This window comes from Salinimicrobium flavum, assembly GCF_042684505.1.
GTDB classification, from domain to species: domain Bacteria; phylum Bacteroidota; class Bacteroidia; order Flavobacteriales; family Flavobacteriaceae; genus Salinimicrobium; species Salinimicrobium flavum.
This window is the reverse complement of the sequence record NZ_JBHULT010000009.1, coordinates 1-17574: the sequence shown is the minus strand read 5'-3', so window position 1 is coordinate 17574 and position 17574 is coordinate 1. Positions and strand designations below refer to the sequence as shown.

The window sequence follows — 17574 nt, the reverse complement described above, 5'->3', positions numbered from 1 at the left end:
AATTACCAATAGACAATTTACATTGTACAATATATAATATACAATTAGCAAAGAGTGGACAGAGGGCAGAGGACAGTGGAAGGTTCGCGGCAACATCAGAAATTCCAAATTACAGGCAGCAAATTTCAAGCATTACCCGCTGAAGCTTTTTAGCATTCTGCGCAAATCAGCGAAATCTGCAGGAAACATCAAAGACTGGGTTCTTAATTTTTATTTTTTCAACCCACAACCCACAACTTGCAGCCCAAAACCGACAACTGAGAACCAGTAAAAAACCTGTATCTTTTATAACATAGTACTATATAAAAACGTATATTTGAAGAAACAATCATCAATCAAATCAAAATGAACCACACAAACACAACAATCATGAGAGAAGACAGACAATTACTAATGCTTACCCACCTGAGCCAACTGCTGGACCTGGTGACGGGAATAGGCGGATTCATCGTGCCGCTGGTGATCTGGTTGACCCAGAAAGATAAAGTGCTTGGAATGGATGAGCATGGAAAAATGGTTTTGAACTTCCAGATATCCCTCTTCATCTATTCGATCATTTCCATTCCGCTTATCCTGTTGTTTGGGCTGGGAATATTACTCATTATAATTATTGGGATCATCGCCATTGTTTTTCCCATTCTTAACGCGATCAAGGTGAATAACGGGGAGATCCCGTCTTATCCTTTGAGTATGAATATTATTAAGTAAGAGGGCAGAGGACCAATTTAAAAGATTTAAGATTCAAAATTTCGATTGAACGTTTCCCGTTTCCCGAATTAACGAATCCCTGGCGACCCAATTCACCAATCCCCAAAAAACCTGTTCTTCGAGCAGGTTTTTTTGTTTTTACCCCATCCTGGAAGATTGACAATAATCATTCTTTAATATACTTTCTTTTCAGAAATTAAAGGAGCTAAATAATTACCTGATGAAAATGAAAACATGTTTCTGGATCCTTTTTCTGGGCTTTACCACGGCCTCTTTTGCCCAGGACCGCAATACCCGTGATCTGTTAAAAGAAATAGAGGGACAGTGGGCTCTGAACGAGTCTGGCAACGTGGAGTATCAAAGGATCATCGAGGCACCCGGGGTTGAACAGGACGAAATATTTAACCGGGTACTGGACTTTTTCCTTTACTACTATAGTATGGGAAATTCTGTGGTTCAAACTGAAGACAGGGTGCTCAACAGGATCGTAGGTAAAGGGATTTTTGATGATGTGCATAGCACCTTCTTTCCCAATAACTATGTGGATTGCCGGCATAATATAGCCGTTGATATCAAAGATGGCCGCGCTCGTGCCTCCCTGGTGCTCACAGAATTTGAGAATGAACTCATTATGGATTACTCCTCCATCTTTCAGACTTTTAAAGTTGCCGATTCCTATCCCGTCAACCCTGACGGGAAGACCAAAAATAAGATGGGAAAGGCCTTTTACAAATCTCATTTTGCAGCCCTTGAGGCGCTTGATGCTCTCGAAAGATCCATCAAACAAGGGACTTACGCAGATCAAAGACTTAAGGATGAATGGTAAGGAACTTAACACTTCGCGAAAAAAATGAAAACAAATTTTCTGCTGCTACTCATGATGGTATTCATGGTTCAGCCGTTGACCGCTCAGAAAGGAAAACTCAAAAAAGGCGTTTACACCAGTCCCGGAAAGGAATTTCAGATCGATTTTTCTTACTTACTGGGTAAGCCGAAATTAAAGGAAGAGCTTAAAAATAAGCAGCTGGTAAGCCTGGCAATATCTGATGATGAATGCCGGACCTTTAGTCTTGAGCTGCATGGGGAAACGGATCTTTCCGCGGAAGACTGGGAGCTTCAGAGCCCTGTGATGCAGGAGTTCAAAAAGAATTTGCCACCCGGCAGCAAAACAACAGAGATTGAAACGGTCTACGGAAAAGCAAAGGTCTACCAATTCTCCCTACCGGGAATGGCACCCTGCGCGGTTATTACCGGGGAAGATGGGAAATGGGTACAACATAAACCTGATGCCAAGGTGGGGTTGACGATCCTGAAGATCAATGGAAGCATTTACTGCTTTTCCTATCTAATAAGTGAGGAGCCTTTCGACCTATGGGGCCAGGGCCTGGATAATATTGATAAAGAGCTCACCAAATACATTAACGGCTTTAAATTATTGAAGCCCAGGAAAGCAATCTAAACAGGCAAACCTGTTGAAGGTTTATTCAAAAAGAAGACCTCTGAAAAATTTATTTTTTCAGAGGTCTTCTTTTTTTAGTATCAGCCTCCGAAGAGGCGGTCTAACATCTAACAGCCAAGCGATCCAGCAGCACAGCGGTCTACAATCAAGGCGAAAGCCTTAATTGTTTAACATTACCGGCATCACCAGCATGGTCACTTTCTCCCCTTCATCCAGTCCGTCTACCGGGGTAAGGATCCCTGCGCGGTTAGGAAGGCTCATCTCCAGTTGTACCTCATTGGCGTTCAGGTTGGAAAGCATTTCTGTAAGGAACCTTGAATTGAACCCTATCTGCATATCGTCCCCCTGGTAAGAACAGGTAAGGCGTTCTTCGGCCTTGTTGCTGTAATCCACATCTTCTGCGGAAATGTTCAGTTCGGCACCGGCAATTTTCAACCGCACCTGGTGCGTGGTCTTATTCGAGAAAATGGATACCCTTTTTACAGAGCTAAGGAACTGTCCGCGGTCGATCACCAGTTTATTCGGATTCTCCTTTGGAATCACCGCTTCATAGTTCGGGTATTTCCCATCGATCAACCTACATACCAACGTAGTGTCTTCAAAAGTAAATCGGGCATTCGAGTCGTTATACTCTATCAGCACCTCACTGTCTGATCCTGAAAGTATACCTTTCAGCAGATTTAAAGGCTTTTTGGGCATGATGAATTCGGCGGTTTGAGACGCAGAAATGTCATCACGTGAATATTTTACCAGTTTATGGGCATCTGTAGCAACAAAGGTCAGGTTTTCAGGAGTGAACTGAAAGAAAACCCCGCTCATTACGGGTCTCAGGTCATCATTTCCTGATGCGAAGATGGTCTTGCTTATTGCGGTTGCCAGCACATCACCCTGTATCCTGGTACTGCTTGGTTCCTCAAGGCTCACCGCTTTTGGGAATTCTTCGCCGCTGGCATAAGCCAATGCATATTTACCGTGATTGGAGCTAAGTTCTATAGTGTTATTATCTTCTACCACAAAGGTCAAAGGCTGCTCCGGGAAGGTTTTTAAGGTCTCAAGTAAAAGTCGGGCGGGTACCGCGATCTTTCCTTCAGACTCAGATTCTACCTTTAGTTTGGCAGACATGGTAGTTTCCAGGTCTGATGCAGAAACCGTAAGTTCGTCGTTGTTCAGTTCGAAAAGGAAGTTATCCAGGATGGGAAGAGTGTTGTTGTTGTTGATCACTCCCCCGAGTATTTGTAGCTGTTTCAGCAAATAAGTGCTCGATACAATAAATTTCATTGGCTTCGTAATAAGTTAACTTTGATACAAATATATCTTAATCCTTTAAAAATAGGGGTCAGCGGCATTATTTTTTATTAACAGGGAAATCGCTGAATGCCCCGCTATATCACTACTTTTCAGAGAATTAATGCTGCTGCTGCTCAAAAATTGTTAATAAGGTTCTTCTTCGTTTTTTGCGTTTATTTTTCTGCGGAAAAATACCCGTCAAAACAATCATTACCGAATGTATTTTTTTCTCCTGAAATACAGGAGCAGCATTGCAAAAATGCCCAGTATCACCAGCGGAATGACCAGGTTCATGACCTGCCAGAAAGTTCTTTTTTCTTCGGTTCTTTCAAGGTCAAGAAAGGCTATGGAGATCTCTTTTGACCGAAGGTCCAGCAGCCCTGTATCATCCAGCAGGTAATTCACGGCATTCATCAGGAATTCCTTGTTGCCATAGCTGGTGCCCGTATACCGGTCATATCCCAGGGCTAAAGGTTCCCCGCGTTGCAACTGGTTCTTCACCACGTCCCCGTCTGAGATCACCAGGATCCCTGTCTTCTCGCTTACTTCCCGCGGCTCCCTGATTTGCACCGGTTTCACCCGGTTTTGATACACAGAGGTGAACCTGCCTTCCACCAGCACAGCTAGTGCTTGCTCCCCCTCGTTGTACGCATCCAAATCGGGTTCCCGGTCAAGAATATCAAGACTTATTTCCCTGGGAAGTCCTTCCAGTTTACTGTTGGGGGAAGAGGCCAGTAATACCGTTTTTTGAAGGTCGTTTTTGAGGGTATCAATAGGAGAGGCGTATTCGAACCTTACTGCCTCAATATTGTTCACTACAGGATGATCGCTCGGCGACAAGGTAAGCGGATAGTAGAACCAGGGGTAAGGGTTGAATTCTGCATTATTCCCGCTCCCACTGGCCAGTACGATGGGTGCCGAATAGATATCCTGTACCAGGACCGGGTTGACCCTCAAACCGTATTTGAAAAAATAATCGGTCAGGTTAAGGTCACGGGGAAGGGCAATAGCACTGCCGGCACCTGAGAAAAGACTGTCAGTTTCCATCGCGACGTGTTCCACCAGCCACAGCTGCTTTCCGCCGCCCATAAGGTACTGGTCAAGCACATATTTTTCAGCTTCGGTATAAGGTTCTGTGGGTTTGGCTTCAATGATGAGATCATATTCCCGCAGCTGGTCCAGGGTTCCCTGTGCATCAACGGCTACAGAATCTAAGGTAAATGGGGCTGTGAAATAGTATTCCTGGATGCTCTTCACGAAATCGGCGATGTAAGCGTCCTTAAGTTCCCCATTGCCTCGCATCACGGCAACTTTCTTCTTTCGGGGTTCCAGGAGTTTGCTGAGTCCGTCAGCGAAAGCATATTCCAGATTCTGTACAGAACTTCTTACCCGCTCCTCGGTAGTGGCTCCCAGTTGGTTCTTGAGCAACGGGATACTAACGGTCTTATTCCCATGATTGGCAATAGCCCAGGGAAAAATGATAGCTTCACTGGTACGTCCGTTCTCTGCCACATTGATACGCGCAGGGGTCATTCCCATCTGGTAAAAGGAGGTCGCGACCTGCCGTGCATTCCCACCGCCTTCAAGCGGATCTGTAAAATTGAATTCTATGTGCGGATTATAGGTTGAGAATTCTTCCAGCAATTGCCGGGTTTCCTGCTGTAACCTGCGGAATTCGGGCGGAAATTCCCCTTCCAGGAACACATCTATCACCACCGGAGATTCTGCTTTTTCCAGGATCGAAATTGCAGCCGGGGACAAGGTGTATCTGTTATCTGCAGTTAGATCAAAGCGCTCATAGAACTGGTATGAGACCACGTTGAGAAAAATGAGTATCGCAAACAGTATCAGGGCTCTGAAGATATTTGGATGATTTTTTTTCAAGAGACTGATTTTTTACTGTCAAGGTTGAATTTTGTCAACGCCAGAAATAGGAAAATAAAACTAAAAAAATAGATAAGATCCCGTGTGTCAATGATCCCGCGGCTAATACTTTTATAATGTTCATTGATACCCAGGTCTTCAGGGCCGAAGGCTCCCAGGCTGAACAGGTTGAGATCTGCCAGGGCTTCAAAAGCAAAAAAACTGATAAAGCAAAGAAACACCGCCAGGATAAAGGCCACGATCTGGTTAGGGGAGAGGATAGAAGCGAATACCCCGATAGCGGCATAACACCCACCCAAAAACAGGAGTCCGAAATAGGATCCCGTGATCACTCCAAGGTCAACATGAGAATCTGTCCTGCTTAGGGTGTCAATGCTCACCACATAGAGCAGGGTTGGCAGAAGTGCTAAAATAATCAGGGCCAGGGCTCCTAAATATTTGCCCAGTACCAGCTGCCATGAACTAATAGGTTTCGTAAGCAGCAGTTCAAGGGTGCCCTGTCTTATCTCTTCAGAAAAACTCTTCATGGTCACCGCGGGGATGAGAAAAAGAAAGATCCAGGGAGCCAGGGTAAAAAAGGGTTCCAGGCTGGCAAAGCCGCTGTCAAATACATTGAACTCCCCCTTGAACACCCACAGGAATAGTCCGTTAAGTAACAGGAACAATCCTATCACCAGGTAGCCAATGGGAGTAGCAAAAAATGAGTTTATTTCTTTCTTTAAAACTGCAAACACTTTGTGAATGTATATTTTCTAATGAATAATGTATAATGTATAATGAATATTGGATATTAAATTCAAAATTCAAAATTCAAAATTCAAAATTCAAAATTCAAAATTTCGAATTAACGATTCCCGAATCCCGAATCAACGATTCCCGAATCCCGATTACCGAATTAACCATTCCCCAATTAACCATTCCCCAATTAACCAATCCCGAATTAACGAATTAACGATTCCCGAGTTAACGATTCCCGATTCCCGAATCCCGAATCCCGATTCCCGAATAAACGATTCCCCGATTAACCAATCCCGAATTCCGTTTCCCGAATCAACGATTCCCAAATCCCGAATCCCGAATTAACGAATTAACGATCCCCGCTGCTCCAAACCTTATCCACACTCCAGGCTTCGGGTTTGCCTGAGAACATCTTTTTAGTATTGCTCCATACCTCTTTAAAAAGGGCGGAAGTGCGGTAATTTTCAAGGGCATCTTCATTTTCCCAGTAACTGTAGGTGAAGAAGATGTTATCTTCGTTTTTATCCCTGTACAACTCCAGGAAATTACAGCCTTCAAATCCTCTTATCTTCTCTTTATTCTGTTGAAATAACTCCTGAAAAGCTTCAACTTCCGAAGCATTAAAAGTCATTTTTACAATTCTTACTATCATATTTAATTTACAAATTTTTACCCGCCGGAGCTGAAAAGCGTAGGAGGGCCAAATCCCAAACTGTAAATTCCAAATTCCGAATTCCAAATTCCAATTAACCAATCCCTAATCCCCAATTAACTAATCCCCGATTAACCAATCACTCCTTCTCAAAATTTATCGTCACCGTATCCCTCCATTCCAGTCCGAAGAGGGTGGAAGCACTGCCTACCGTACTCGGGTTGCTTTTATAGATCGCCAGTTCAATATACCCGCCCGAGTTGAAAATAGCGAGCTTCTTCCCGTCCTCCCGGTTTAATTGATCGGTGTCAAAATTAATGGCATCGCTGTAGGTGTTGTAGATTTCGTCAAAGGTGGCGGTACGGGCCCTCATTGTAAACTTCCGGCCTTTCCCGATCTTGTCGAACAACTTTCTTGAAATATTGGTCACCACATTTCCGTAGTTGTCAATATACAGGACATTACCTTTTATCTGTGTTTGCTCTGTATTGAAATACGGCTCCACCTCCTTGATCTGTTTGATCTCAGTAATGGGTTTTCCTATTACCTCCAGGGTTCCTCCCCGGGCAAGATGCCCCGCTACCTTCACGAAAACATCCAGCACAGGAAAATTGCTTTCCACCTTATCGTGAATATTGATCTCCACGATCTTTTCGGGTACATATTCTGAAGCGATCAAAGACAGGATCCCGTTATTGGCGCAAATGAAATAATGGCCGTCCAGTTTCAGGGCGATGTGTTTATTCTCCGGAGTAAGCTCAGAATCTACCCCTATGATATGTATGCTGCCTTCGGGAAAACTCTTGTAGGCATTTTTTATAATGTAGGAAGCTTCTGTAATGTGGAAGGGAGAAATGGAGTGTGAAATATCCACGACCCTCGCCATGGGTAACTCGGTGTAAATGGCTCCTTTAACTGCCCCTGCAAAATGATCTTTTTCCCCAAAATCTGTGGTTAAGGTAATAATAGCCATGGGCAATTGTTAGAATATTTTTTAGTAACTTAAACCTTTAATTTGCTAAGTTTGTATTGCAAATCTAAAGATAAAAAACCCAATTTTTAAATTTAATCCATCCGCTTTTGAACGAACTTATAATTGAACTTTCAGAAATAAACCCGCGGGATTTTTTTGGAGAACAAAATGCACATATTGAACTGCTGAAAAAGTATTTTCCGAAGTTAAAAATTGTTGCAAGAGGAAATAAACTCAAGATCTACGGAGATGAGGAACTGCTGGAAGAATTCGATAAAAGGTTCAATATGTTGATCGATCATTACGGGAAGTTCAATAAACTGGATGAGAATACCATGGAAAGGGTGCTCACCAGTGAGAAGCAGGAGGATTACGATACTTCCAGCGAAAGTGGTGAAGTGCTTGTGCATGGCGTAAGTGGCCGGCTCATAAGACCACAAACCGCAAACCAGAGGCGTCTGGTTGACCTTATGAAAAAGAACGATATGGTATTTGCCATTGGCCCCGCGGGGACCGGCAAAACCTACACCGGGGTTGCATTGGCAGTAAAAGCCCTGAAGGATAAAGAGGTGAGAAGGATCATCCTTACGCGACCTGCTGTTGAGGCGGGGGAGAACCTTGGGTTTCTTCCGGGCGACCTGAAGGAAAAACTGGATCCTTACATGCAACCGCTCTATGATGCATTAAGAGATATGATCCCTCATGAGAAGCTGGAAAGTCTTATTGAAAAAGGTACCATTCAAATAGCACCGCTGGCATTCATGAGGGGACGCACCCTTGACAATGCTTTTGTCATTCTTGATGAAGCCCAGAACACTACGCATGCTCAAATGAAGATGTTCCTTACCCGAATGGGGAAAAATGCGAAATTCATGGTCACCGGTGACCCCGGCCAGATCGACCTTCCGCAGCGGGTAGTTTCAGGTTTGAAAGAAGCCATTCTCGTATTGCAGGATGTGCAGGGGGTGGGTATCATTCACCTGGATGAAAAGGATGTCATAAGGCATAAACTGGTAAAACAGATCATTGCAGCCTATAAGAGAATAGAAACTCCCGAATAGTTATAACCCTCATATTCAGATCCCGGTTTTGCTATGGGATCTTTTTTTATAATCTCATATTTCAAAAATGAATACCATAACATCTACAAATTTTAATTTTCCCGGACAAAAATCAGTTTACAAAGGCAAGGTACGGGAGGTGTATACACTTGAAAATGACAAATTGGTAATGATCGTAACAGATCGTCTCTCGGCTTTTGATGTGGTGATGCCCAAGGGTATTCCCTTTAAAGGCCAGATCCTGAATCAACTTGCCACCAAAATGATGAAAGCCACACAAGATATTGTCCCCAACTGGCTGGAGGCGACTCCAGATCCTAATGTCGCTATTGGGGAAATGTGTGAGCCTTTCAAGGTAGAGATGGTGATAAGAGGATATTTGGTAGGCCATGCGGCCCGGGAATACACTGCAGGGAAACGTACCCTGAGCGGAGTGAAGATGCCCGGCGGGATGAAGGAAAATGAGGCCTTTGACGTGCCCATTATTACCCCTACCACCAAAGCAGCATCTGGAGAACATGACATGGATATTTCGAGGGAAGAGATCCTTGACTGTGGGATTGTCTCTGAAGAGGATTATAATACTCTGGAAACCTATACCCGTCAGCTGTTCCTCCGCGGAAGTGAACTCGCCAGGAACAATGGACTTATCCTGGTAGATACCAAATATGAATTCGGAAAGAACAAAGACGGAAAGATCGTGTTGATTGACGAGATCCATACTCCCGATTCTTCCCGTTATTTTTACGCTGAAGGGTATCTTGACCGGCTCACAAAAGGGGAGCCCCAGAAACAGCTTTCAAAGGAGTTTGTAAGGCAGTGGCTTATCGAGAATGGATTTCAGGGTAAGGAAGGGCAGCAGATCCCGGAAATGAGTGAAGATTACATCAATTCGGTTTCCGAAAGATACATTGAACTCTATGAGCAGATCACCGGGGAAACCTTCATTAAAGCCGATATTTCCAATATTGAGGAGAGGATCGAAAAGAACGTCCTAAGGTATTTGGATAGTCTTTAGTCGGTAGTCTGTAGCCGGTAGACCGTGTTCTTTGTCATCCAGACAGAGCTGCGTGATGTTGTGACGTAGTGATGCTGTGATGGTGAAAGGAGTGATGCTGTGATTGGGTGTATTGTCATCCAGGCAGAGCTGCATGAAATTTAAAACAGTTGTGGGTTGTCAGTTTTTCGTTACCAACTCACAACTCATAACTCATAACTACCAACTATTTATTCCTTTAACTCCAAAACCAGTAAATAATCCGGACCCCCGTCTACGGGATAGCCCTCTATCTTCTCGGCTACGACAGTTACTTCACGGTCTAAATAATCATCAAGGTTGACCGTTTCACTTTTTAATGCGTAAAATGTTTCCTCATTGGTAAGGGTGTGAGTGCCATACTGATATGAGGTGATCCCCTGTTGCTCTATAGTTCCTGTTATTTCCATTTTTCCGGTGGTTGTAGTGTCATTGCAGGTAGCGGTGAAAAAGAACAAGGCAAAGCCTGCAAAAAAATTCAATAAGATCTTCATATAGATTGGTTTAAATTATTCTTCAAATCGTTTGAGCCGGTTGCGAAGTAACCTTATCTCATTTTGCATCTCTGAGACCCGGTTGAGCAAATGGTTGATGGCATCAATTCCCTGCAGGTTGATCTCCAGGTCGTAATGCAGACGCATCATTTTTTCCAGCTCCCTTACCTGCTCGTGATCAATGTATTCATTCTCTTCTATGATCGTGACACTCAATAATCCATATTCGCTGAGGGAATTTATGAAAGAATACTGGATGTGGTTATACTCACAAAATTCGGTTACAGATATATATTCCTTAGGATCCATGCTTTCTCATTTTTTGAAGTTCCTTAAGTAATTCTTTTTCTCTGGCACTTATGTTTTCTGGGACTGTTACCCTATAAGTAATATACAGATCCCCGAAATGTCCTTCTTTTTTATAGACAGGGAAACCCTTTCCTTTTAGTTTTACTTTGGTGCCGGTTTGTGTTTCCGGTTTCACGGTTAGTTTGACTTTCCCGTCAAAAGTATCTACCGTGATCTCTCCCCCCAGCGCGGCGGTGTACATATCAAGATCTACGTCTTTAAACAAGTCTTTTCCTTCCCTTTTAAAGGAGGTGTTGTTAATAATGGCAAAGGTGATAAAGAGATCTCCCGCCGGCCCTCCATTCACTCCCGGGGCACCATGACCTTTGATCTTAATGGTTTGCCCGTTCTCAACTCCTGCAGGAATGGTCAATCGAATGTTCTTACCGTTTATGGTGAGGGTTTGTTTTTGAGACCGGTAAACATCGGTAAGGTTCAATTTTAGCTCGGCATTAAAATCCTGTCCCCTAAAACGGGTGGTGCGCCTGCCTCCTCTGGCTGCCCCTCCAAACATTGATTCGAAGAAATCAGAAAAGTCGCCTTCTTCATAGTTCCCTCCTCCAAATCCGCCCGTAGAACGACCTCCAAAAGGATCTCCTGAATACTGTTGCTGATATTGCTGTTGTGACCTGGCCTTCTCAAATTCTTCCGCATGTTGCCAGTCCTTGCCGTATTTGTCGTATTTCTTCCTTTTTTCAGGATCATTCAACACCTCATGCGCTTCATTGATTTGCTGAAACTTCTTTTGGGCTGCAGGGTCATTGGGATTAAGGTCCGGGTGGAATTTCCGGGCCAGTTTTCTGTATGCTTTTTTGATGTCGCTTTTAGTAGCGTTTTTTCCCAGTCCTAAAACTTTGTAGTAGTCAATAAATTCCATGGATCTTGAGACTTTAAGGTTCGGGGATTTCTTACTCTCCTCCTTTAAATATACATAATTCAGAAAAGCAGGAAAGGATTTTAGTCTTAAAACTCTGTGAATCTACAGGGATCTTAATTTTAAGAGCTTCTGAAAATATTGCTTTTTAGAAACTGCTTAAAATCAGGGCTGAAGAAGATTTGTTTTTGAGACGGGTTTTGCTAATTTAGAATTATGGAAAATACAAGGATAAAGACCTTCGCCGAATACAAGAAGGCTTACAAAAAAAGTGTAAAGGAACCTGAAGCTTTTTGGGACGAGATCGCAGAGACTTTTACCTGGCAAAAAAAATGGGATAAAACCCTGGAATGGGATTTCAGAAAGCCGGAGGTCAAATGGTTCCAGGGAGGAAAAATCAACATAACCGAGAACTGCCTTGACCGGCACCTTGAAAAGCTTGGTAATAAAACCGCCATCATCTGGGAACCCAATGATCCCGATGAAGAATCCCGTTACATCTCTTACCGGCAATTGTTCGTGAAGGTTTCCAGGTTTGCCAATGTCCTTAAAAATAACGGGATCAAAAAAGGGGATAAAGTATGCATTTATATGCCAATGATCCCTGAACTTGCCATCGCCATGCTGGCCTGTGCCCGGATTGGCGCCGTACATTCCATAGTGTTTGCAGGTTTCTCAAGCGCCGCGATCGCACGTAGGATCAATGATTCTGAATGCAAGATGTTGATCACGGCCAACGAAGTTTACAGAGGCTCCAAAAAGGTGAATTTGAAAGAGATCTGTGATAAGGCCCTGGAAAACACTCCGAGTATTGAGACGGTTATTGTATATCGAAGAACGGTAGAGCCCACGACAATGACCCCGGGCCGGGATAAATTCTGGTTCGAGGAACTTCAGAAAGCGCAAAAAGATTGCCCGGCAGAGGTCATGGATGCAGAAGATATGCTGTTCATCTTATATACTTCGGGCTCTACAGGCAAACCCAAAGGTATGGTTCATACTATAGGAGGATACCTGGTGGGCACCACCTATACCTTTGAGAATGTTTTTCAGCCCGAGAAAAATGACGTCTACTGGTGTACCGCCGATATTGGCTGGATCACCGGTCATTCCTATATAATTTACGGACCCCTGGCTGCTGGAGCGACCACGGTCATGTTTGAGGGTATTCCCAGTTATCCTGACTACGGAAGGTTCTGGGAGATCTGTGACAAACTTAATGTCACCCATTTCTATACTGCTCCCACCGCAATTCGTTCCCTGGCCAAGCAACCCTTAAAATTTGTGGAGAAACATGATCTTTCTTCGCTGAAGGTATTGGGAAGTGTAGGGGAGCCCATAAACGAAGAAGCCTGGCACTGGTACAATGACAACATAGGAAAAGGAAATTGTCCGGTGGTGGACACCTGGTGGCAAACCGAGACCGGGGCGATCATGATCTCGCCACTCGCCGGAATCACCCCAACGCGACCCACCTTTGCAACCCTTCCTTTACCCGGAGTGCAACCCGCACTTATGGATGATAATGGGGAGGAGATCACCAACCTGAAGGAAAAGGCGGAAGGAAGACTTGCCATTAAATTCCCCTGGCCTTCAATCGCCAGGACCATTTATGGCGATCATGAAAGGTATAAAGAGGTTTATTTCTCAACCTATGACAATAAGTATTTTACGGGAGATGGCTCTTATCGAGACGCGACCGGGAACTATCGAATTACGGGTAGGGTAGATGATATCGTGATCGTTTCGGGTCACAACCTGGGAACAGCCACAATAGAAAATGCCATTGATGAACACGAAGGAGTAGTTGAAAGTGCGGTGGTAGGTTTCCCGCATGATGTAAAAGGAAATGCTTTATATGCCTATGTGATCCTTTATGACCATATAGAGGAGTCAGAGCAGCTTAAAAAAGAGATTCGCGACCTGGTTGCCAGTACCGTGGGACCTATTGCAAAACCTGAAAAGATCCAGTTCGTAAGAAGTCTTCCAAAAACCAGGAGCGGTAAGATCATGCGTAGGATACTGCGGAAGATAGCCTCAAAAGACACCTCCAACCTTGGGGATACTTCAACCCTTCTCAATCCTGAAGTGGTGGAGGAGATAATGGAAAAAGCGCTATAGACCCTAAAAGATGAAAAACCGGAAGCATTTCCGGTTTTTTCTTTCTGAGAGGTTTTTGTAATAAGTTCAATCCTGTTCTTCCAGGTTGATCTCGAAATTCCTGATCATTTCCAATAGTACCTCCTCGGTTTGCGAAAAATGGGGTTTTACGGTTCTCTTTCTATTCACCTTTAAGAAATAAGGTACGATCTCTCCGGTTTCATAAGCCTCTACTACATGAGGGTGAACATAATAACTGCGGCAAACACTTCTTGTATTACCCAAAGCCGCTGCCGCGGTATCAAAACCGCTCAAAATATTGCTTTTGTTCTCTTTCTCATCTTCAGCATATCCTTTTTCCCGCAGGTGTTCAAAAAAGATCTTGGTAGCACTCCAGGTCCTGAAATCTTTCGCTGAGAATAATTCCCCGCTTATTTCCTGGATGTAACGGTTTACCATCCCGCTGTCTATACTTTGCTTAGACCCGCTTTCATCATAGTATTTAAAGACCTGCCACCCGGGAATTTCCTCACACTGGTTCACCAGCCTGATCAGTTTTTTGTCAAGTACAGATACCGAATGTTCTATGCCCCGCTTTCCCACAAAATTGAACTTCATCTTTCCACGGGATACTTGTATATGGCGGCTTCTTAGGGTGGAAAGGCCATAAGATTTATTTTCACGGGCATAGGTGTCATTACCTATCCTGATATGGGTTTCCTCCATAAGCCTTACCACCAGTGCCAGTACTTTTCGCATGGGCATTCCTCTTAGGTCAAGATCCTTATCTACCTGCGCTCTTATTTTTGGAAGTACTTTTCCGAAGGCCGACATTTTAAAGAATTTCGTCTGGTTCCTTATGCGCGTCCAGTCAGGGTGATAGATGTATTGTTTCCGGCCTTTTACGTCCCTGCCAATGACCTGCAGGTGCCCGTTGTCAACGGGGCAGATCATTACCTTTTCCCATGCGGGAGGAATGACCAGTTTGTTTATCCTTTCAACAACTTCGGGCTTTACGGGTTCCCCATCCTGAAGATATTGGTATCCTTTACCTCGTTTACGCCGTTCAATACAGAGGTCTTCCTCAGAAATGTAAAGCAGGTTGGCTTTTTCGGCGGCAAGATCAGGATTGGAGATCAGGGCAGTTACCTCTTCAGGTGAAAGGGTCATAGAGAAATTTTTTTTCTAAAGATAATCTGCATCCCTTTCTTTCAGCTTTAAAAAAATGTGAAAGTTCAAAAATAAAAAAGCCTCCTATTATTAAGGAGGCATAAGGAGGTTTTAAAATATGATTTTCAGAGACTATTCAAAATAACTGAATGTTTCTCCGTCCTTCAATTGCAGAAGACTTTCATATATAAGACGAATAACGTTCTCCACATCATCCCGGTGTACCATCTCTACCGTAGTATGCATATAACGCAGCGGCAGGGAGATCAAAGCAGAAGCAACCCCGCCATTACTGTAGGCAAAAGCATCTGTATCTGTACCGGTCATTCTTGAAGAGGCCATGCGTTGAAACGGGATCTGCTTATCTTCAGCAGTTTCAATAAGCAGGTTTCTCAATCTGTTCTGCACTGCGGGTGCGTAGGAGATCACCGGCCCGTCCCCGATCTTCGTCAAACCATTGGTCTTCTTCTCGATCATGGGGGTTGTGGTATCATGAGTAACATCGGTCACGATGGCAACATTTGGTTTTATACGTTGCGTGATCATTTCGGCTCCCCTGAGACCTATCTCTTCCTGGACCGAATTGGTGATGTAAAGTCCAAAAGGCAGTTTCTTCTTGTTCTCTTTCAAAAGACGGGCTACTTCAGCGATCATGAATCCGCCAATCCTGTTATCGAGTGCACGGCTCACGAATTTATTTTCGTTAAGGATAAAGAATTCATCAGGATAAGTGATAACGCAGCCCACATGAACTCCAAGTGCTTCGACCTCCTTTTTGGTAGAGCATCCTACATCTATTGAGATATTGTCGAGTTTTGGAGCCTGTTCTTTTTCTTTGTCCCGGGTATGAATGGCCGGCCAGCCAAAAACACCTTTTACTACCCCGTTCTTTGTATGAATGTTCACCCTTTTGGAAGCAGCGATCTGGTGGTCACTCCCCCCGTTCCTTATTACATAGATTAATCCGTCATCGGTTATATAATTGACATACCAGGAGATCTCATCGGCGTGTCCCTCGATCACTACCTTATATTTAGCCTTTGGGTTGATCACCCCTACGGCGGTACCATAGGTGTCGGTGATAAATTCATCTACATACGGCTTCAGGTAATTCATCCAAAGTTTTTGTCCTTCCCACTCATAACCGGTAGGAGCAGCATTGTTCAGATATTTTTCAAGGAAATCGATCGACTTCTCTGTGAGTATATTTTCTTTTCCCATTTAATAAATATTTGGCACGAATTTAATAAGAATAATACAGCTGACAATTTATAGATAATGTAATTTTGGAATGATTTTGGCGTTATTTTCTAAAACAAAAAGTGTGAATAAGCTTATTCTTTTATTGCTTTTGGTTTCAGCTTCTGCAGTGGCCCAGGAACAGTTTCCTGTTGAAGATACCCTGTATAAGAGATACATGCTCATAGAGGGGGATACCATCGCCAGGGAACATATCGATCTGGATGAGGTACTGGTACTGGGCAGGATCAAATTTGACAGTGAGCTGGAACGCAGAAAATATTTGATCCTTCGACGCAAGACCATAAAAGTGTATCCATATGCCAAACTGGCTTCAGAACGCCTGGTGGAATTGAACAGCAGGCTTGACCAGATCAAGACTAAAAGGGACAGGAAGCGCTATACTAAAATAGTGCAGGATTATATTGAAGACCAATTCTCGGCAGAACTCAAGAAATTGACCCGTACAGAAGGACAGATCCTGGTAAAGCTCATTCACAGGCAAACCGGAACTACTGCCTTTGATCTTATTAAGGATCTAAAGAGCGGGTGGAGGGCTTTCTGGTATAACACCACGGCCAGCCTTTTTGATATTTCTCTTAAGCAAGAGTTCAGACCCGAGCATGACCAGGAAGATTATTTAATAGAAGACATTCTGCAAAGGGCGTTTCAAAACAAACAGTTATCCAAACAACCCTCTGCGCTCGATTTTAATTTTTTGGAGTTGACCAATAAATGGTCTTCTTCTTCAAAGGAGGCAAAGAAGCCGGGTAAAGCTATTTAATATTTGGGCGTTCCCCACCTTCACAGAGGGGTTGCGCCTCCGTTAAAGCTTTGGCGGTACGCGGACGGTGGGTCGCGTGTTCCGCTGTATTTTTAAAGCGCCTTATGTGGAAGCGCTTTAAAAGATGACGCTTCACCCGCTAACGCGATACGACCTGATCCCGGTTCTCGCCCGTTCGTTATCAACCCTGTCATCGGTTTGGATCCCTGACAGGGTTTCAAAGAAATCTAAAAAAATCCCCTCTCAAAAATCACATTTTCAGCCCCTTATTTCAAAGGCTTAAAAAAACCTTAAAAAAGATGGGTTGTGGACTTGCGGGAGAAAGAAACAGGCGTATATTTGCACCCGCTTTGAGAAACAACAAAGGGTCATTAGACCGGGAGTTTCGGGCCCAGTAGAGCAGGAGTCTCAAGGCGAAAAAGCCCACCTTGATTGGTTGGCAAGTTCTCTGAAAAAGATTGAAATTTTGTTTGTGTTGTAACGGGAAAAGGTTGTAAGTTTGCATCCGCTTTTGTGACAAAACAAGTTCGGGAAGTTCCCTGAAAAAAAATAAAATTTTTTTCTTGCAGGTTTTAAAATCGGTTGTATATTTGCAGCCGCTTAGAACGAGAACGAATGTTCATCAAATTATACTGAAAAGGAATCCCGGGTAAGGGTAACAAAGAAAAGGTTCAACTCCTTTTATTTCCACAAGAGACATCCTTCCGAAGGCGGAATGATCCTCACCCTTTTAGGGGGAGGTGCCGAAGGCGGAGGGGGTCATGTTC

The 17574-nt window shown here is 43.8% G+C and carries 17 protein-coding genes; 7 read left to right on the top strand and 10 right to left on the bottom strand.

Annotation, left to right across the window (positions count from 1 at the left end):
* The first annotated feature begins 369 nt into the window (after positions 1 to 369).
* The 3 genes from ACFSTG_RS09935 (at position 370) to ACFSTG_RS09925 (ending at position 2167) form a co-directional block, all read left to right on the top strand.
* The gene (locus ACFSTG_RS09935) at positions 370 to 708 is read left to right on the top strand and encodes a DUF4870 domain-containing protein (RefSeq protein ID WP_380751901.1); all 339 of its coding nucleotides are present in this window, start codon (positions 370 to 372) and stop codon (positions 706 to 708) included.
* A gap of 220 nt (positions 709 to 928) precedes the next feature.
* A complete protein-coding gene (locus tag ACFSTG_RS09930; RefSeq protein ID WP_380751898.1) occupies positions 929 to 1534 on the top strand; it encodes a DUF4468 domain-containing protein in 606 nt (201 codons plus the stop codon).
* 24 nt (positions 1535 to 1558) lie between these two features.
* Positions 1559 to 2167: a hypothetical protein gene (locus ACFSTG_RS09925; protein ID WP_380751895.1), complete on the top strand. Its 609-nt coding sequence runs from the start codon at positions 1559 to 1561 to the stop codon at positions 2165 to 2167.
* A 159-nt stretch (positions 2168 to 2326) separates the two neighbouring features.
* Here ACFSTG_RS09925 and dnaN read toward each other — a convergent pair whose 3' ends face one another.
* The 5 genes from dnaN to ACFSTG_RS09900 all read right to left on the bottom strand — a co-directional run bounded on the left by dnaN (position 2327) and on the right by ACFSTG_RS09900 (position 7701).
* On the bottom strand, positions 2327 to 3445 hold the full coding sequence (gene dnaN / locus ACFSTG_RS09920; protein ID WP_380751892.1) for a DNA polymerase III subunit beta: 1119 nt from the start codon (positions 3443 to 3445) through the stop codon (positions 2327 to 2329).
* A gap of 219 nt (positions 3446 to 3664) precedes the next feature.
* Complete coding sequence (gldG, locus tag ACFSTG_RS09915; RefSeq protein ID WP_380751889.1) at positions 3665 to 5338, bottom strand: gliding motility-associated ABC transporter substrate-binding protein GldG; 1674 nt, start codon at positions 5336 to 5338, stop codon at positions 3665 to 3667.
* The gene (gene gldF / locus ACFSTG_RS09910; protein ID WP_380751886.1) at positions 5335 to 6072 is read right to left on the bottom strand and encodes a gliding motility-associated ABC transporter permease subunit GldF; all 738 of its coding nucleotides are present in this window, start codon (positions 6070 to 6072) and stop codon (positions 5335 to 5337) included. The genes gldG and gldF overlap by 4 nt, the downstream gene beginning before the upstream one ends.
* Before the next feature lie 353 nt (positions 6073 to 6425).
* The gene (locus ACFSTG_RS09905) at positions 6426 to 6728 is read right to left on the bottom strand and encodes a putative quinol monooxygenase (protein ID WP_380751883.1); all 303 of its coding nucleotides are present in this window, start codon (positions 6726 to 6728) and stop codon (positions 6426 to 6428) included.
* 139 nt (positions 6729 to 6867) lie between these two features.
* Positions 6868 to 7701: an SAM hydrolase/SAM-dependent halogenase family protein gene (locus ACFSTG_RS09900; protein WP_380751880.1), complete on the bottom strand. Its 834-nt coding sequence runs from the start codon at positions 7699 to 7701 to the stop codon at positions 6868 to 6870.
* 107 nt (positions 7702 to 7808) lie between these two features.
* Between ACFSTG_RS09900 and ACFSTG_RS09895 the strand changes: the two genes are divergently transcribed.
* Together ACFSTG_RS09895 and ACFSTG_RS09890 are read left to right on the top strand one after the other, a co-directional pair.
* Complete coding sequence (locus ACFSTG_RS09895) at positions 7809 to 8762, top strand: PhoH family protein (protein WP_380751877.1); 954 nt, start codon at positions 7809 to 7811, stop codon at positions 8760 to 8762.
* A gap of 67 nt (positions 8763 to 8829) precedes the next feature.
* Complete coding sequence (locus ACFSTG_RS09890) at positions 8830 to 9780, top strand: phosphoribosylaminoimidazolesuccinocarboxamide synthase (protein ID WP_380751874.1); 951 nt, start codon at positions 8830 to 8832, stop codon at positions 9778 to 9780.
* Between the two features lie 209 nt (positions 9781 to 9989).
* Here the strand turns inward: ACFSTG_RS09890 and ACFSTG_RS09885 are convergent, their stop codons facing one another.
* From ACFSTG_RS09885 to ACFSTG_RS09875, 3 genes are read right to left on the bottom strand one after another with little or no spacing between them, the layout of a single operon-like run.
* Positions 9990 to 10292, bottom strand: a complete 303-nt coding sequence (locus ACFSTG_RS09885; RefSeq protein ID WP_380751871.1) for a hypothetical protein — start codon at positions 10290 to 10292, stop codon at positions 9990 to 9992.
* A gap of 15 nt (positions 10293 to 10307) precedes the next feature.
* Positions 10308 to 10601, bottom strand: coding sequence for a chaperone modulator CbpM (locus tag ACFSTG_RS09880; RefSeq protein ID WP_380751868.1), 294 nt, complete (start codon positions 10599 to 10601; stop codon positions 10308 to 10310).
* Complete coding sequence (locus ACFSTG_RS09875; protein WP_380751865.1) at positions 10591 to 11517, bottom strand: DnaJ C-terminal domain-containing protein; 927 nt, start codon at positions 11515 to 11517, stop codon at positions 10591 to 10593. The genes ACFSTG_RS09880 and ACFSTG_RS09875 overlap by 11 nt, the downstream gene beginning before the upstream one ends.
* A gap of 213 nt (positions 11518 to 11730) precedes the next feature.
* On the opposite strand from ACFSTG_RS09875, the gene acs reads away from it, so the two are divergent.
* Positions 11731 to 13635: an acetate--CoA ligase gene (acs, locus tag ACFSTG_RS09870; protein ID WP_380751862.1), complete on the top strand. Its 1905-nt coding sequence runs from the start codon at positions 11731 to 11733 to the stop codon at positions 13633 to 13635.
* A gap of 66 nt (positions 13636 to 13701) precedes the next feature.
* On the opposite strand, the gene ACFSTG_RS09865 is transcribed toward acs, so the two are convergent.
* Together ACFSTG_RS09865 and ACFSTG_RS09860 are read right to left on the bottom strand one after the other, a co-directional pair.
* On the bottom strand, positions 13702 to 14784 hold the full coding sequence (locus ACFSTG_RS09865) for a DNA topoisomerase IB (protein ID WP_380751859.1): 1083 nt from the start codon (positions 14782 to 14784) through the stop codon (positions 13702 to 13704).
* A 132-nt stretch (positions 14785 to 14916) separates the two neighbouring features.
* Positions 14917 to 16005 carry a M42 family metallopeptidase gene (locus ACFSTG_RS09860; RefSeq protein WP_380751856.1) on the bottom strand — a complete coding sequence of 363 codons (1089 nt, stop codon included), beginning with the start codon at positions 16003 to 16005 and terminating at the stop codon, positions 14917 to 14919.
* Between the two features lie 103 nt (positions 16006 to 16108).
* Here ACFSTG_RS09860 and ACFSTG_RS09855 point away from each other — a divergent pair, with 103 nt between their 5' ends.
* Positions 16109 to 16807: a DUF4294 domain-containing protein gene (locus tag ACFSTG_RS09855; protein ID WP_380751854.1), complete on the top strand. Its 699-nt coding sequence runs from the start codon at positions 16109 to 16111 to the stop codon at positions 16805 to 16807.
* Positions 16808 to 17574 lie beyond the last annotated feature (767 nt).

Excerpts from the sequence above, each read along its gene's own strand:
- ACFSTG_RS09935 (WP_380751901.1), top strand. The coding sequence starts at position 370 with ATGAGAGAAGACAGACAATTACTAATGCTTACCCACCTGAGCCAACTG.
- ACFSTG_RS09930 (WP_380751898.1), top strand. The coding sequence starts at position 929 with ATGAAAATGAAAACATGTTTCTGGATCCTTTTTCTGGGCTTTACCACG.
- ACFSTG_RS09925 (WP_380751895.1), top strand. The coding sequence starts at position 1,559 with ATGAAAACAAATTTTCTGCTGCTACTCATGATGGTATTCATGGTTCAG.
- dnaN (WP_380751892.1), bottom strand. The coding sequence starts at position 3,445 with ATGAAATTTATTGTATCGAGCACTTATTTGCTGAAACAGCTACAAATA.
- ACFSTG_RS09905 (WP_380751883.1), bottom strand. The coding sequence starts at position 6,728 with ATGATAGTAAGAATTGTAAAAATGACTTTTAATGCTTCGGAAGTTGAA.
- ACFSTG_RS09900 (WP_380751880.1), bottom strand. The coding sequence starts at position 7,701 with ATGGCTATTATTACCTTAACCACAGATTTTGGGGAAAAAGATCATTTT.
- ACFSTG_RS09890 (WP_380751874.1), top strand. The coding sequence starts at position 8,830 with ATGAATACCATAACATCTACAAATTTTAATTTTCCCGGACAAAAATCA.
- ACFSTG_RS09885 (WP_380751871.1), bottom strand. The coding sequence starts at position 10,292 with ATGAAGATCTTATTGAATTTTTTTGCAGGCTTTGCCTTGTTCTTTTTC.
- ACFSTG_RS09880 (WP_380751868.1), bottom strand. The coding sequence starts at position 10,601 with ATGGATCCTAAGGAATATATATCTGTAACCGAATTTTGTGAGTATAAC.
- ACFSTG_RS09875 (WP_380751865.1), bottom strand. The coding sequence starts at position 11,517 with ATGGAATTTATTGACTACTACAAAGTTTTAGGACTGGGAAAAAACGCT.
- acs (WP_380751862.1), top strand. The coding sequence starts at position 11,731 with ATGGAAAATACAAGGATAAAGACCTTCGCCGAATACAAGAAGGCTTAC.
- ACFSTG_RS09865 (WP_380751859.1), bottom strand. The coding sequence starts at position 14,784 with ATGACCCTTTCACCTGAAGAGGTAACTGCCCTGATCTCCAATCCTGAT.
- ACFSTG_RS09860 (WP_380751856.1), bottom strand. The coding sequence starts at position 16,005 with ATGGGAAAAGAAAATATACTCACAGAGAAGTCGATCGATTTCCTTGAA.